Source organism: Citrobacter sp. CK189 (assembly GCF_030333505.1).
Taxonomy (GTDB): Bacteria; Pseudomonadota; Gammaproteobacteria; order Enterobacterales; family Enterobacteriaceae; genus Citrobacter_B; species Citrobacter_B koseri.
This window is the reverse complement of sequence record NZ_JAOWFV010000031.1, coordinates 69,661-85,254: the sequence shown is the minus strand read 5'-3', so window position 1 is coordinate 85,254 and position 15,594 is coordinate 69,661. Positions and strand designations below refer to the sequence as shown.

Annotated in this window: 15 protein-coding genes; 5 read left to right on the top strand and 10 right to left on the bottom strand. The window is 37.7% G+C overall.

The window, feature by feature from the left end:
* Positions 1-173 precede the first annotated feature (173 nt).
* The 4 genes from apeA to OGV83_RS01275 form a co-directional block, all read right to left on the bottom strand.
* Entirely contained in the window at positions 174-1,979 is a 1,806-nt protein-coding gene (gene apeA, locus OGV83_RS01290) for a HEPN family anti-phage protein ApeA (RefSeq protein ID WP_021535605.1), read from the bottom strand.
* Positions 1,980-2,543: 564 nt separating this feature from the next.
* Positions 2,544-2,819 (bottom strand): hypothetical protein, encoded by a 276-nt coding sequence (locus tag OGV83_RS01285; protein WP_024170141.1) that lies wholly within the window; start codon positions 2,817-2,819, stop codon positions 2,544-2,546.
* A 9-nt stretch (positions 2,820-2,828) separates the two neighbouring features.
* Positions 2,829-3,359, bottom strand: a complete 531-nt coding sequence (locus OGV83_RS01280; protein ID WP_001224688.1) for an SEN1982 family lipoprotein — start codon at positions 3,357-3,359, stop codon at positions 2,829-2,831.
* 5 nt (positions 3,360-3,364) lie between these two features.
* A complete protein-coding gene (locus tag OGV83_RS01275; protein ID WP_000675878.1) occupies positions 3,365-3,952 on the bottom strand; it encodes a hypothetical protein in 588 nt (195 codons plus the stop codon).
* A gap of 341 nt (positions 3,953-4,293) precedes the next feature.
* Here OGV83_RS01275 and OGV83_RS01270 point away from each other — a divergent pair, with 341 nt between their 5' ends.
* The 4 genes from OGV83_RS01270 (at position 4,294) to OGV83_RS01255 (ending at position 6,218) form a co-directional block, all read left to right on the top strand.
* Positions 4,294-4,662 (top strand): hypothetical protein, encoded by a 369-nt coding sequence (locus tag OGV83_RS01270; protein WP_000429936.1) that lies wholly within the window; start codon positions 4,294-4,296, stop codon positions 4,660-4,662.
* 164 nt (positions 4,663-4,826) lie between these two features.
* Positions 4,827-5,297 carry a hypothetical protein gene (locus OGV83_RS01265; RefSeq protein ID WP_000014601.1) on the top strand — a complete coding sequence of 157 codons (471 nt, stop codon included), beginning with the start codon at positions 4,827-4,829 and terminating at the stop codon, positions 5,295-5,297.
* A 111-nt stretch (positions 5,298-5,408) separates the two neighbouring features.
* Positions 5,409-5,687 carry a hypothetical protein gene (locus OGV83_RS01260; protein ID WP_000207639.1) on the top strand — a complete coding sequence of 93 codons (279 nt, stop codon included), beginning with the start codon at positions 5,409-5,411 and terminating at the stop codon, positions 5,685-5,687.
* A 123-nt stretch (positions 5,688-5,810) separates the two neighbouring features.
* On the top strand, positions 5,811-6,218 hold the full coding sequence (locus OGV83_RS01255) for an H-NS family histone-like protein (protein WP_001278197.1): 408 nt from the start codon (positions 5,811-5,813) through the stop codon (positions 6,216-6,218).
* A 62-nt stretch (positions 6,219-6,280) separates the two neighbouring features.
* Here the strand turns inward: OGV83_RS01255 and OGV83_RS01250 are convergent, their stop codons facing one another.
* The 4 genes from OGV83_RS01250 to OGV83_RS01235 all read right to left on the bottom strand — a co-directional run bounded on the left by OGV83_RS01250 (position 6,281) and on the right by OGV83_RS01235 (position 12,181).
* Complete coding sequence (locus OGV83_RS01250; protein ID WP_001245426.1) at positions 6,281-7,531, bottom strand: conjugal transfer protein TraW family protein; 1,251 nt, start codon at positions 7,529-7,531, stop codon at positions 6,281-6,283.
* A gap of 366 nt (positions 7,532-7,897) precedes the next feature.
* Entirely contained in the window at positions 7,898-10,555 is a 2,658-nt protein-coding gene (locus OGV83_RS01245) for a DotA/TraY family protein (RefSeq protein ID WP_097448449.1), read from the bottom strand.
* Positions 10,556-10,571: 16 nt separating this feature from the next.
* On the bottom strand, positions 10,572-11,096 hold the full coding sequence (locus tag OGV83_RS01240) for a hypothetical protein (protein WP_001037950.1): 525 nt from the start codon (positions 11,094-11,096) through the stop codon (positions 10,572-10,574).
* Between the two features lie 320 nt (positions 11,097-11,416).
* Positions 11,417-12,181 (bottom strand): hypothetical protein, encoded by a 765-nt coding sequence (locus OGV83_RS01235; RefSeq protein ID WP_021535608.1) that lies wholly within the window; start codon positions 12,179-12,181, stop codon positions 11,417-11,419.
* Positions 12,182-13,634: 1,453 nt separating this feature from the next.
* On the opposite strand from OGV83_RS01235, the gene OGV83_RS01230 reads away from it, so the two are divergent.
* Complete coding sequence (locus OGV83_RS01230) at positions 13,635-14,300, top strand: hypothetical protein (RefSeq protein WP_021535609.1); 666 nt, start codon at positions 13,635-13,637, stop codon at positions 14,298-14,300.
* Positions 14,301-14,850: 550 nt separating this feature from the next.
* Here the strand turns inward: OGV83_RS01230 and OGV83_RS01225 are convergent.
* Both OGV83_RS01225 and OGV83_RS01220 read right to left on the bottom strand, forming a co-directional pair.
* Positions 14,851-15,201: a DUF6404 family protein gene (locus tag OGV83_RS01225; RefSeq protein ID WP_021535611.1), complete on the bottom strand. Its 351-nt coding sequence runs from the start codon at positions 15,199-15,201 to the stop codon at positions 14,851-14,853.
* Positions 15,202-15,296: 95 nt separating this feature from the next.
* On the bottom strand, positions 15,297-15,539 hold the full coding sequence (locus OGV83_RS01220) for an H-NS family histone-like protein (protein WP_021535612.1): 243 nt from the start codon (positions 15,537-15,539) through the stop codon (positions 15,297-15,299).
* Between the last annotated feature and the right edge of the window lie 55 nt (positions 15,540-15,594).

Sequence of the window (15,594 nt, the reverse complement as noted above, 5' to 3'; positions counted from 1 at the left end):
AAATGTATTTGTTGATGAAAACAATCATTTCTTCTTTCAGCTTTACATTATTTAGAGAAACGTAATAGTGATAGGCCTATAAAATTGGATATTCACCGGCTATCGATGAATATAAGACCATAATTACTATGGCCTTATGATTTTTTCTGAATACGACACCTAGAAAACATTCACTATGATAAAATTATTTCATCCATAGTTATATTTTCAAGTTTTTTTTCTTCTTCAACATTGAATATTAAACTCTCGCACGAGATAATATATGCATTAAACATATCTTGTGGTTCAAATTTATTTATTGTATTATATCTTAAACTATAAATTAGTGTGCTATATGCACTTAGTAAATAGCTATAAAGATGATCCACTAATTGGGGCCTAATATTTCCGTAGTATGCTCTATGGGTTATTTTATTTCTTACCTTGTAAATTCTATAAAGCTGAGACTCAACATCCTTTTTAGTATCATTAAATCTATCATTTATTTTCTTTGACGTTCCGAATGATTCAAATATTTTTATTAGTCGAAAAACGGCAAACTCATCCCCCTTGGAAACTAACTCATCGAAAATTTTATGCCTGTTTTTTTCGATTTTCACTATGTCAAAGTATTCTTTTAAAGAAAGGTCTCGAAATTTAGATTTCTGATTGGCTGTAATCTCTAAAAGGCTATCTGAAATAGGCTTCAATCGGGCTTCTAATAAATCTTTAGAATATCTAATTCTAATTTCTAGACTTTGAGTGCTATAGAACGTAGGGATATGGTTAGTTATTCCAGAAATGATATTACCTGATGTGCTCTCGAAAATACATTCAAGAGCTATCCATACGCCCAGCAATTTTTGCTCAAGTGAAGTTGATTCTTTTGCAACTCTTAAATACCTTAAAGATCTTGTCAGTACATCATATCTGTCTAGTTTTATAGACTCTCGTAAGAGTACCTTGGACTCATTAGGTATATTTTCAAGAATGCTGTAATTTTTACTTGTAATGAATTGTTTCAATCTGCCTATGTTTATAGTCTGACGGTGTGTGAATCCACCATTTGAAAACTCTGTAAGACATACAGGAGAATATCTAATATTATATTCTGGCTTCTCTATTTCTAAATAATCTATGACTTTATCCAGTTTTTCATTTGCCTGCCACGCCGCGGAAACGTAGTCTGTTGTATTAACAACAATTTTGGCTAATACCGAAGATTCAACCCCTTGTGAAATTTTATTGTAGTTTTTTTCATTAATAATACCTTCTCGATTGATAAAGCTAACATCAAGGATATTATTCAATTCAATCAGATATTTAGACAAGGGGGTAATAAGAAAATAAACTGTATAATCATGAATCCTAATAGTTAATTTATCAAGGCAACTATTAAATTGAGCGGGAAAGTCTCTACTGCCATAATTTTTAATTCTCGTAAGATACTCCATTCTATTATATAAATAAGTTGGTGAATACCCCTTCCACAGGAGATAGCCAATAAAGCTTTTAGTTAATTGATAAATGGAGTCCATTAAACGGGCTTTTTTATTCAAATCAGCGTTAGACAAAATAGATGATTTTAGCTGCTTTTTAAGTTCGTGATAATAGTCACTTTCTTTGGATAATACTAATTTAACAATTGTTTTTAATTCTAAAATATAATTACTAGATATTGGGTCAGGAACAGTCTCAATTTTTTTTAACAGCGTTGCATGCAAGTTTTTAAAAGTGTCTTTTGCTATAGAGTCTTTTTTTAAATTACCTTTGTAATCTTCTATCATTGATAATAAGCTTTTTTTACTCTTATCATCTTGTATGTAATCATCAATGGCTTCGACTAACTCCTCGGCACCTGACATCGTATTAATCATTTTAGATTGATAAAATGAAGGAGTGTTGACGTACAAAATCTCCTTCCAAACTTCTATAAAAAAACGAGCCCTATAATCAGGCAGTTTAAGTCCATCCCAAACGGTATTGCTGACTATTTTCATGATATATTTCCGTCGCTTAATATTTATAGGTTTCTTAAATAAGAACTTGTTCATTATATCACAAATAAAACCTATATAGAACAGTGTGTTTTTTCCACGACTGAGGGATGACCAGTAAAGAGTAAGAAGTTTTACACAATATTTCTAAAATTAGTATTTTACTTCTACCTATTGTTCTTATGTTTTTTAAACAACCTTCCTAAATCAAGTGACTTATTCACTTTAATTATCGCAATGGCGTTTATAGGTTGGTAGATAGCTTCTGCTACTGTACATATAGATATGCAGATAAGAGAAGATAAGCCAAATATATATGCTTACTCCACTTTTCATCTAAAATATGGAAATGAAAAAGATATATACATAAAAAACATCAATTTTAAACAATAAAAACCCAATCATTTTTAATAACATTTATATCTTTTCCTTTAATTTGTAGGGAATAGATAAGTTGCTCATTTACAATTTATTTACTATAAGATTTATTGAATTATGTAAATTAAATCGATTTTTATGAAAGCCACATCTTTGATTAAAATGTGGCGTATTTATTAAAAACGATATTTACATCCTTCTCCTGAAAACAACATTATCAGAGAAAATTGCCTTACCTGCGACAAACCCTACAGCCGCAATGATTGGTAGGCTGATAGTAGCTCCCGCCATGCCTGTAGACATTCCGATCAGTATAGACAGGCCGAAGGTTAATAATATAACCACGAAAGCATACCAGCCGGGGTAGGCTCCATATAAAACAGTCGCCATGCAACCGGTGCAGACATGAACACCTCTCTGGCTTTCCTTTAAGCAAAATGGACACCTGATGGTATTGTTTTCCATAATAGTCCCCTAGTTCGCTTTCCAACCATTGCTGGTTTTAACAAGATTCATGGCACCATCAGCAGATTCATTCATCCCTTTCACTCCAGAGAACGCGCTTTTGTCCACCCATGAAGGGACATCTGCCAGCTTCCATGTATAAGATACGCGAACAACTTTCTGATTACCGTTGCCCGGTTCAGTCCATTCTTTGACTTCATCAACAACTTGGCGACCAATACAAACACCTTCTTTGGCATCCCAGATTTTGGCTTGTTTACCTTCATCTGTTATCCCAAGCGTATTGTTATCCCAGCCTTTTACAAAAGCCATTAAGCCCTGTTCTACGAGGCCGTCGAGGATCACAGACCCTGTTCCAGTGCCTGTTTCATCGAAGCGCGGTTTAGAGAGCTGGATTGGGAATGTGACATCGTTGTTTCGTAGTGAGAAACAGGTTTTCGATTGACCAATCTTGGCGTTGATCGCTTTCTCAAAATCCCCTTTTTCACCGCAGCCTGATAACAACACGGCAAGACCCGCGATGGCTAAAAATTTACGCATGGTTCTTATCCCTTTTTATGATTGATCGTGCCGTTTCTCAGAACAACCAGACGAACTGGCATATCGGCATTGTTGACGGTAGCGAATCCACGGACTTCGAAATTGTTTACCGTTCCGGTGACGCTGACTTTCTGGCCTTTCTTATAGGTAAGAACTGCATCATCAATACCAGAGTAGTAATCCAGCCATACCATTCCACCGCAGTAGCTGGTATCTGCTGTTTTGAAGAGCAGATAATAGTTAGGGGCCGATTTGGGCATTCCCGTCATCATGTCGCTGGCACTTCTGCCCTTTGTTACTTCAAGAACAGTGGCATTGGTGATAGCGATCCTTTTGCCTGTCCATTTTTTTTCTGCTGCCATCGCATTTTCTTCATAGTCTTTGCAGACAGCACCAAGGCCAGTAATGGACGTCGCTGGACCACTATCTTGACCGGAAGCTGAAACCCCCAGCGCTTTATCAACGGTGCTGTTCAATGATGACAGTGAAGAGTTAATTGCCCCATTAACGCTATTCACGCTTTCGTTGAGCTGCTGGCAGCCAGAAAGAAACACCAGAGAGACCGCCAGTGGTAAGAAGTTATGTCCTTTCATTTATTCCTCAAGGATTTAGTCAGATTCGTATACCCCAATCCCGGCGCACTGACCTATAGATCAGGAGCTATCGTCTAATCAATTGATAGAATTGAATTATTTTTAGTGTTCGTCACATCGTTTAAATCGATCGATACAAAACAAATGATAGTCACAAACTATCATAATCAATATATCGATCGATTAAATCAATTAAAAAACCGATCGATAAATCCCTTTTAATCGTTAATATCTATCAATATAAATTTATCGATCGATTTTACAGATCATTTTGCTTGAGTATGCTGGCACTGGCGACTATGCTGGGCTGAGATAAAGCAGTAAAACAGCGAGGGATGAGCATGGAAAACAACAACGAGCGAAGCTCTATGGAAATCTTCGAAAAAGATCAAAAAATCGCTTTTGTTGACTCGTTCAGCGATGCTGTTTTGTCTTACGAATACGAACAGGCGGGCTTCACCATTAATTTAATGCAACGCTCGGTTCTTCTCTTTAACCATAATATAAAGAAAAACGTAATGTCTTCGACATTGCGTAAAAATATGATCAGCACATTTATATATCCATATAGCAACATCAGGGAAATCAACTACTCGCTGCCTGATTGCAGATCCGATGATGCCGAGATCTGTATTATGACTGATGATGTATTAAATCCAGTCTGGACGTTCAGGGTTCCATCTCACGCACATTATATTTGCGAGCAATGAGTGGAAGTATTTAATAACCATATTTTCTTTGACTCATAAACAAAGTATTAAACAAAAGGAAAATAAACATCTGACTAATGATATTAATTAATAGAATTATTTGCTTTTAAGTGAATTAATGTTTAATTATATACACATAGAATAATTGATATCGAGGTATATTTATGTCTGGAAAAAATCCGTTTTGGAATTATGATTATAATGCGGCGCAACGTAATAGAGAAATTGTAGACTCTTACCAACAGGCAAATGAGGCAAGGCTGGATTCTCAACAGTCGCAGTTTGAAGCGTCTATGGCTAATGACAGGGTTAGTAGAATACAGATGCAGTTGAATAACACAATCAATAGCCATAAGAAGGTTGTCGCTGATTACGAGCAACGTCTGGAAGGGTTTAGGCTTAACTTCTTCAAAATAATGATGCAGTCGAATATTTTCTACAGAACGATAAACAGATTGCAAGAAGAATGGCCTGACCAAAAAGACCATATTCTTGATGAAATTCAACGGCAGCGAGACTACTGTAATCATCCAGAATATCGCGAAAAATGGTGGAATGCCGTATCTAAAAACAATATAGGTGAAAGTGTTTTGGCGTTTCCTTATCCGCAACGCGAGCTAAAAAAGAAACCATAAAAAGAGCTTTGGCTTCTTCATGATTTATAATTTTTTCCTATAAGATACTATTCGTTGTGTCTCCTATAGACACGTCTAAATATTAATCATCCATTTTATGGAATACTCACCATGACAACTATTTTGCATCCAAATTATGTTGTTGTATCAAAGCTAATATCTAAGTTTGACATTACACATGACAGTAGAGATGAAAATATTAATATCTTGATTTCTGTCATTTATGACTTGGATAATGGCAATACAATCGAATACTACATTAATAATCAGGAAGAGGCTGAGAAAAAATGCATTGAGAAAAACAGATTTTCAAGAAAATTTAAAAATCGCATTGATAATATATCATCTGAAGAAACACGCTCGGCTAAAGATAATCACAAACCCAAATAAAAAATTTGAACTCAGGATGGAACTAACGTCTATACCATATAATGTATTGATTTTGTGCACAGGAACGATTAAAACTATGATGTTATTGCTTGTATTCTTTACCACAAAAATTAGGGAAATCGCATGTCTGATGCTTTAAAGATCATCAACAATATTCGTACTCTCCGTGCTCAGGCTCGTGAACTGACACTCGAAACCTTGGAAGAGATGTTAGAAAAACTCACTATCGTTGTAGAAGAACGTCGTGAAGAAGAGGCCTCATTTCTAAAGCAGCAGGAAGAGAAACAGGCCAAGCTGGAAGCATTCCGTCAGAAGTTACTGGAAGATGGCATAGACCCGGCAGAGTTGCTTTCAACTGTTAACTCATCTTCTTCCAAGACCGGAGCGAAACGCGCCCCACGTCCAGCTAAGTATAAATACATCGATACCGATGGTTCTGAAAAGACATGGACAGGTCAGGGCCGAACTCCTCGTGCTATCGCTGCTGCGCTCGAAGCCGGTAAGGCGCTGGAAGATTTCGAGATCAAATAATCTTCATACCAAGTCTACCAAATCCGCTGGCCCAGCGCTGGCGGTTTTTTTAATGACTTCAATTATTTTGTTGCCTGAGTCGCTCTTGTCGCATTTGTTTTTAAATTATTCAGCATTTGCTTATCAACTGGTTGTAGTTGTTGTCCTAACAGAGCCGCAAGCAAAATATTTGTGTCTTCTGTTCTTTCGATTTGAAGCATTTGTAATCTTAAATCAAGTGCCTGCATTCTTGCCTGCTCATGCGCAGTTTCTTTTTCATCAGCACTACTGATTTTTACCTGCCAAGCGTCAGCACCTGTTGTATCTGCATAGCGTGAATAGATCTCATATCTTAACATTTCCCACTCTGAAGGATTATCCGGGAATGTTGTGCCGGGAAATAGAGTTGCATACTTGTTTTTTACGGAAGCATCTGACCAAGCAAGGTTTGCTCCCTGCGTAGAACCTAATGTGGATCCTATTTTGGCTCCTCTTGAGTTCACTGATACATTACTTGCTTTTTTCATTGCCAGTACGGAATCAATGGCGTTTGTTCCAGCAGTGCTTCTGGAGACAAAGCTCGAAAAGGCCGATAAATATTCTCGTCCTTCAGTTGTATCTTCTAATCCCTTGTTCTTTAATGGTTCAACTGGTAAGTTCCCTATCAGATTTCTTTTTGCCGCTTCAGCAACTTCAATCTGCTCAACAGAATAGGACTGATTCGAAACCTTATTAGACAATGCATCGGATTTAGATAATGGTGGTGTAGTTAGGCTTGATGCCGACTTATCTTTATCAGGATACTGACCTATAGTATTGCACCCACCTCTGTTATATTTCACATCATCTTCGGAGCAAACACTTATTGATACTCTGCCCATGATGTTTTTCTTGGCCTCATTTATTCCGGTATTTGCTTGTGTAAACATCTTAACGCTGTTTTCAGATAAAGCCTCTTTCGCTGAGCTTGTATTCGATCCTGCTGCACCACGACCACCTGCGCTCGTGACTTCTTCACAGGCATTGGCATCAGGTATTCTGTTTAAGATATTTTTCATGCGCTGTTCTTGGATTGCCTGACTGGCATTACTGACAACAGCATTCTTCTGATTCTCATTTGCTGTTATTGTTGCTTGTGCCAGCTTGTCGTTCATTGAAACTAATGTTTCAATTATTCCATTGCCCATAGATTGAGGTGAAGCCCCCATAAGATACGGTGTCAAAACCTCTTCTGTGACGGGCCAGACAGCAAAAGCTGTATTTGTATATAACACAGAAAAACACAAAGCCGAAACCACTGTTATTCTCTTTAATTTAAATTTATTGTTCCTCATTACAATACTCCCGCTAACTTATTACCTAATTTATTATTTAACTAATTAAATGTGATCTGTCAATTTTAACAGAAACATTTATTTAACATCTACCTTGAAAAGTAATATAACAGAGGACATATAAAACAAACGGAGTGAATATCATAAATGCAGCGATATTTTTATATATTTTTGCCTATGAAAAAAACATTTTATAGGAGAATAAAACCTTGCATGAGAAATGCCCATATTCAATAAAGGCTGTGGTGAGGTTCTATTTTTCACTATAGTCATTTAAATTATGCTGGTAAGCAAACATATAAAGTGAGTTCCATTCCAGATAACGAACAATTAAAAAGAGGGCGAAAGCCCTCTTTTTATATCACATTATCTGTCATTACTTTCAGTGGGTGATGAACTACCACCGGAAGATCCACCACCATTCCCTTTATCTGGAGCCGTAAAGCTTTCAATTGGTGAAGCTTGGGCTTGAAGGTTTATAGGCAGCAACGGTCTGTTATGTTCACCAAACGATACCGCTCTGTTAGCAGCCTTTTGGGCTACATTCATATAACCTGCAGCGCCTGCTGTATCACCAACAGCATCTGCTGCCTCAGCCGCATTATAAGCCGAGTTAGCACTTTCAAGAGACTGATATTCATCCTGCTGATCCAGTGGGCCAGCATTACTCATATGAGTTCTGAATGCAGATCCCGTATCATTGGCTTTATTAGCTGCCTGTGCTTTCCCCTGTTTAGCCTGTTGCTGTTGTTGAAGCTCACGTTGCTGTTCACGGTCTTTGTTGATTTGCGCATTCCTGAGCTGATTACCCATCGCATTTGAGGTGTGAGAAACCTGATCCAACACGGTTTTGGTAAACATAGCACCTTCAACACCTTTTGATGCCGACTGTGCGTAACCCGACATGCTCTGACCACCATGAACACCAAGCCACTTCATAATTTCATCAGGGATGATGTGAATCAGTGAAAGTGATTTCTTCACTACCGTGAACATCATCGCAATATAAACAGCAATGAGAGCCAGTGACTCGATGATACCTATCCCGGCATTGGCTGACATCATGCCAAACGCGCCGGAGAATGTTTCATTGACGATCCCACCAAGGATAGGGAGCATCGTATAGGCTGCTATTAATCCTGTTATCATTAGCGCTGGTCGCATGGTTAACGATAAAACCAGACCATAACCAGCGCCACCACGACCCACTACGCCATCACCGTCTGGATGTAAATGTGTTATTACCCATAATGGCGCTGCGACCATTGCTTCAAGGCACAGGATCATCCAGCCGACGCAAACACCAAACCACATGACGTAAGGCAACATAGGAATAACGACGGCTAAGGTATCACCAGCTATCCATAAAGGGATAACCAGTGGCATGACAATCCCCATAGCGCCAAATGCACCCGATACCCAGCTTGCAGTCCATGAAGTCCATGCACCAAGACCTGCGCCAACAACCGCAGAACTTCCTAATAACGTCCAGCCAGCGGCACTGATCGTATCCCCAAGCCCTTTAACGGCTAATAATGGGTTTATCGCCTGTAAATTGGCAGCAGTTGTGTCGGTTGAAAACGAAACAATTTTCCCTTGTTTTCTGCCATTGATAACGCTGGAGCTGAGAAAACCCGCCATTGCACCAGAAATGCTCTTATTGGCTTCACTCTGAAGAGAGGAAACAATTTTCCCGGCATCATCCGTTTTAGGACCTGCGCCACTTTTACCACTGGTATTGGCTTCTGTTCGGCTTTGCGCATCAATACCATTCGCATATCTTGAAGCTGTCGTTGATTTCGCCATATCCTGAGCTACTTTTGCCATAATCGCGTTCAGACTGTTATCAAATATATCTCCGTATTCCATTGTCGCTTGCCCACCTACAGGAAGATTATGAGCTGCTCCATTAATCGCATCCTGCACACGGATCAGTTTCATACTCCATGCGCCAGCCATAAACCATCCATCTTTCTGGACATTCTCTTTGAAATCATCCCACTGGTCGCCAGTGGAGAAAACTGTTCGTACTGCAGTATCAATAATGGATACATATGAGGCCGTTGCGCTGTTTATTCCGGTCTGAATATCAATATTATTATCGGCCACATACTGTTCAGCCAGCGTTTTCATACTATTATCAAGACCGATGAATGCAGTATTGTGTGCCTCAATAACATCTGAAATATTTGTCTTTATATCCTGTGGCATATAAGCCATATACATGCCCCCAGCAGCGATGGTTGCCTGAGCTTTAGCCTGTTCGTCATAAGAAGCTTTGGCCTTGGGGTCTGTAAGCGTGATGCTTCCACATGCAGCCTTGGATACCAGTAAATTTTTATTCATATCATTACCGGCATTGCTGGCTCCATAACTGTATGTGTATAAATAGGCACCTTTCTCTGGCGTCATTTCAAACGCAGGCGTGACGTGCGGGAAGGGATCGGCTGCCGCTGATTTCTTCCATAACTCACTTGCCTTCAACATACAGACGTTATTGATAAACGCAGTTTTCGCTATACGGTCAAGTTCCTGATAAGACGCTGATGTTGTGATAACTGCTCCATCTGAGGGGTTGGAGGCATAAGTATTCCAGACGGTATCCGCCAGACCGACTCCCTGATTAATCATCCACAGCACCATAACCTGAGCGGCACAGAAACCACCTGCTGCCGGAAGTATCATTGCCGTGCCTAATGCAGTTCTTACGGGCAACCACATGGAAGACCATTTCTTACCCAGCATTTCTCCGTCATGTGCCGTTGACATGGTTCCGGCAATCAGCGTGTAGGCAGCTAAAATACCACCAACCAGCAAAACGGCGCTGTTAAGGATTGTCATTGTGCTGGCTAAGGGACTTTCCGCTAAATTGTCCGGGAATAAGATATCCAGAAACCACAGCTTTGATTTGTCTGTCTCCGGAACGGTAAATAAGTCGGCGGCATAAGCTGACTGAGTTAATAACAGACTAGCTAATATTGCTAATAGTATCGACACTTCTTTTTTCTTTATATTTATCATCATTACATTCCTTTGCCTCTTACTTCATTGAATTACTGATGCTGCTCCAGACATCGGTTCCATTGACGGTTGCTCCCGATCCTGATGAAGAGCCAGTTCCTGTAGAAACACTTCCATTTGCGATATTCCCAATCACGGGCATATCAATAGAAATGCTCTCGGATATACTTCCGGTCAGTTGAGTGACTTTTTCTCTCGCAATCGAACAGGCTTTACTTATTGCTGCTTCCTTCGTTTTTTTAATTATTGAATCCACAGATGGCAGGCTGATGCCGAGGTTTCCCACAGGCCAAGCGTCCGTACAACCAATCGTCTCAAGTGACTGATTGATGTTATCCATGAAATTCTTCGCTACCGGCTCTAACTGAGCCGCATCCTGCTTCATTGCGTTATATTGCGCTTGTTTTAATGATGAGCTGACATCCGGGCTACAGACTGCTGCGTTAGCTGTGGTTGCTGAAATTAATATTGTTGCGGGAAGGATTATTTTGAAAATGCGGACACAGACATTTGTTCGCCATTTATTTTTATTAAGTTTATTCATTTGATACTCCTTTAATTTATTACATTTTATTTACCATATTTTCTTCTTCTGATTAAATAAAAATACAATGCCTTATTAATATATATTAAATAAAATAGAATTAATCAAGAGAACGATAATTTAATTTGACAATGACTTTATTTTTGATTACTGTTTAAAAGTAAATAAATGATTACTCCAAAAAATTTATTACAATACTCTGAAGAGGCCAGTTCATCTGGCTTCTTTTAATTTAATAAGGATTTCATCTTCCACATCCCAACGTTTAAAATATGAATATATGTGTATAAAAAGTTCAGAGAAGTCGCGTTAATGGATCACTAAATATTATCCCAATCTAACGGTTCTTCTGGTGGCACAAGACTTGTGTTCTCTACAGAAGGGATTTCATTTATACTTTGACTCTTCACTAACCCTTGAGACTTTTTAGACTGCAATCTTGCGATTAACAAATCTATGTCATCTTGGTTATTAACTTCTTGTATAACTGCTTCAATGGACCTGTTTTTATCTTTAAGTGTGCTATTGCCGCCGCCATTGACAACTGTGCTTTCGGGTTGTTCTTCCATTGCTTCTTTCTTTTTTATAATCTCTGAAACAAAGCGAGCACGATCACCATTGAAGACAATAGCAGGGTTTATGAAATACCAGTTTTTCTCATTGGTTTTAGCAATAATACGTTTTTCGATGAGTTCTTTGATCCCTCTGTAAAAGATAGATTCAGACAAGACAAAGTGATCTATCTTTTCCGCAAGAGACATTGCCTTTTTACAGCTCAGGTAGAAATGATCTTTGCCTATCGCATCCTGATATATTCGTAAAAATATGAAAAACACTTTGTATGCAGTTTTCGTGAGATCAAAGTATGCTTTTATCTGAGAGGTATAGAGTTTAATGAACTCTTCTTTATCGACCTCTTGCGTATGCACGATATTGGCGAAGTAGCTTTTACCTGTATCTTTCTTTTCGATAAGTTCTGTGCCTCTTGAAACAGTTAGATTTTTCTTTCTTGTTTCAATCTTTATCTCTGTCTCAAAGCAAAAAGGGTTTAAGCCTAAATCTAAATCAACTTCTATTTCATTCATCACGTTATTACCTCTTATCATTTTATCTTTAATTAAATACCATGCACAAAATAGATATCAAGTTTTTTGCATATTTTTTTGCGAAAATATTTTAGAAATCGCAAGTATTCCAGTGACTAGAATTTAAAACACAGTCATTTTTAGTTTATAAAATGACATAGAAACTGACTACAGAGTCAGGAAAGCTCACTGTACAGTCAGGAATACTGACCACAGAGTCAGGAACACTGACCGTACAGTCAGTCACGTATTTTCGTCATAAGTCTTATACCGCAAGGGCTACAGGCCGATTTTTTCTTAATTTAATTTTGCAAGAAGTAAGAGGTAATACTTAAGAGGATTAAAAGAAACCGGGCGATTTTTATGATCGCCATACAGGGTTTCAACATTAAAAATGATTAGGTACTTATGAATGAAATTTATATTTTTATTGTAAAGCGTTCCTCTCTGTTTGATTAAAATCCTTTTTTGATAATATCCACCATCTATGAGCTGAAGCTCATGTGCTGACGCACGGCTACGCCCTGACTCTGACATTAATATATTTTTTCTTGATAAAGTAGTTCAATATTTCTAGTAAAGACGTAAAAGATCGGTTTTAGATCGTTTTATCATTCAGTTATAAAAAAATGATCCTATGTTTGAACATAGCATTACTGTGATAAAATATAACATTCTCTCTTGATCGTATAGGAAAACTATATTCATAAAAGCAGCACTTAGTGATTGTTCAAGACAATCACATTGCTGGAGCAGGGTTTATCCCTGTTAGTGATGGATTTATCCAAAAAAGATCGCGTCGAAGACGCACACAAAGTCAAAGGCAAATTAATTAATCTCTCACAATAAAAGCAGCGATTCGTGATTGTAGAAAACAATCACTCCGCTGTAATAACAGAATAAGAAAAATAAACAGATTACACCATTGGTGCCATTTTCATAAGGCACAAATAAACTTCATCGCAAAACGTTTCTGGACAGATCAATTAAGAAATATTTCAATACAATTCATCCTTCATTGCTGAAAACCTCCAACGCCATTCATAAAACAGCAGGTGCCATTCAACAGGCACACATTCCCTTTTACTATATTAAACTTATTACTATATTACAGCTGTTATTTCTCATATAAAACAATATATTACAGAATAAAGGTTATAGGTTCCTATAACTATGGTTATCGATATCTATAACTCGGATTATAGTTTACTATAACCATAGTTAGCAAAAACTATAACTATAGTTCCGCACTAAAACTATTATTCAATAACTGGCGGACATTCCACTCTAAGTAAACTTATTCCAGCCAGAAAGTAATAAGCTTTTTATCCATCATACTCAATGGATAGCTCTCCACTATTTTATAACTTTTTCCACTTATTTTTGACTTTGTTATTGACGATAGTGTTTAATCTGTTATGTATTAATAAAAAACAATAAAAGGAAATATACGATGACACAGATAGATTTTAAATCCCTTAGCAGTTTATCACCCTTTCAGCTAACACAGTATATTGATGACCATCATTTTACTACTGAACAGAAAGTGCAGATATTCGAACATTACCACAGCACACATAAAGATATTACCAATATCTATTCAAGAAAAGAAAACATCAAATCCATCAAGAAAGATGTTGATTATGTTCATATGTTCACGAAAAACTTCCAGCAGCTCGCAGAACTTGATATCTCAAAGAATGAGTTAAAAGTTATCGCAAGGATCTTAAATATCATGGAGTTTGGAAACTGCTTTCATATCTCACAGGCAAAGCTATGCCGAGAGTTAGATATTAAAAAGTCAAATATGTCCCTTGTCTTTAAAAAACTCAAAAAGAAAGGGATCATTATTGATAAAGAAGGAGATCTCTTTATGAACTCCAACATATTCCTTAAAGGACAAGCTCATTCTATTAACGCAAAACAGCGACCTAATGTCAAAAAGGCACAGGGATTTGTTGTTGATGAAAAGGAAAGATTTGAGAACGTTTATACTTTTAGAACAGATACGGATGAAAATAATGACGTAGACAGCAATAGCCAGCTATCTACGGATGATGAAGTCTTGTCTCTACAACGCCCTAAGATACCCGAATGTCTATTTAATGAAGTAGAATAATAGATATTTTATCAAGGGTATTATATTGAGCGCTTCACTGTAATTTTACACTTAATTTTCAACTCGCAATATATAATATAACAATCATTTTACAATGAGGTTTTATATGAGAAAAATAAAAACAGATAACAGTGAGTTAATCTAATATTTAGATATAGCCAATGAACTAAAAAATCAATTCCCGAAAGAAGAATACACAAACAATATGATAAACTACGTTCTGATGCCGAGACCATCATCATACATCTCCCCAAGCAGAAATTGCGCGTCGACATCATTTTGCGCAGCCGCTTTTTCGTACCATGATTTTGATTACTGATAGTCAATATCCAGTATTTCTCTATATAAATACATAAGACCCAAGGCATATTGAGCTTCTACATCTCCTTTTTCGCCTGCTGATTTCAACTTAGAAAACTGAGAGTCCCTTTGAATGGTCGTAATGTAAACAATCGAAAGAAGTATAATAAATCCTGCTATTAGCCAATATTTTATTTTTCCCATGTCACACCTAGTCCATTTAAATACTATATAGCCTCTACAGAGATCTTTACTCCAGACTGTCCCAGTCTGGGAGATTGTTAACTACCTTTCGCCACCAATGATACGCAGCCATAAGAACACCAAAGCAAATACCTGCGACTATGCTTAAGACAAATGCTGCGCCCGGTTGCATCCCTTCGTCCTTCCAAGTAAAAAACCACATACAGATCCCCCATGCCGGACCAAACCATACCCCCATCAGCAAGGTTATTTGCCAGAATGAGGCAAAAGGTAGCGGTGGTATCTTGAATCCAGCTTTCCATGCGAGGCGTAGCAAGGGAGGGGCATAATTACAACGCCACATCTTCTTGCTTTCCATAATGGCAATGGAGTGTTCCTTTTTAGCTTCAAAGCTCATACAGTTTCCTCCAGATTCACCTAACTATCGATAAAAATCATTGTAAATGATAATGATTATCGCTTCTATGTTTATGTTCTAATAAACTCAAATAGTCATTCCTTGAGATCCTCTGGTGAAACACGATCACATGTCATTTTCTCAAGTAATCTTTGTGCTTTTTTCATTCTCAACTTACGTGCTTTTTTCTCACCAATCTCCCGATAGTATTCTTCCCGGCGCTCCGCGACAACTTGGCGGAACTTCTTCAAAAACTGTTCCAGTGTTTTGATGTCGGTAGTAGCCGCTTCAACTTGGATTTTTTTGTACATATACATAACATGGAATTCATCAATCATATTGGTTATCTCCGATTCTTTACAGGATTATTTCCCTCTGCACGAGGGAATGTTC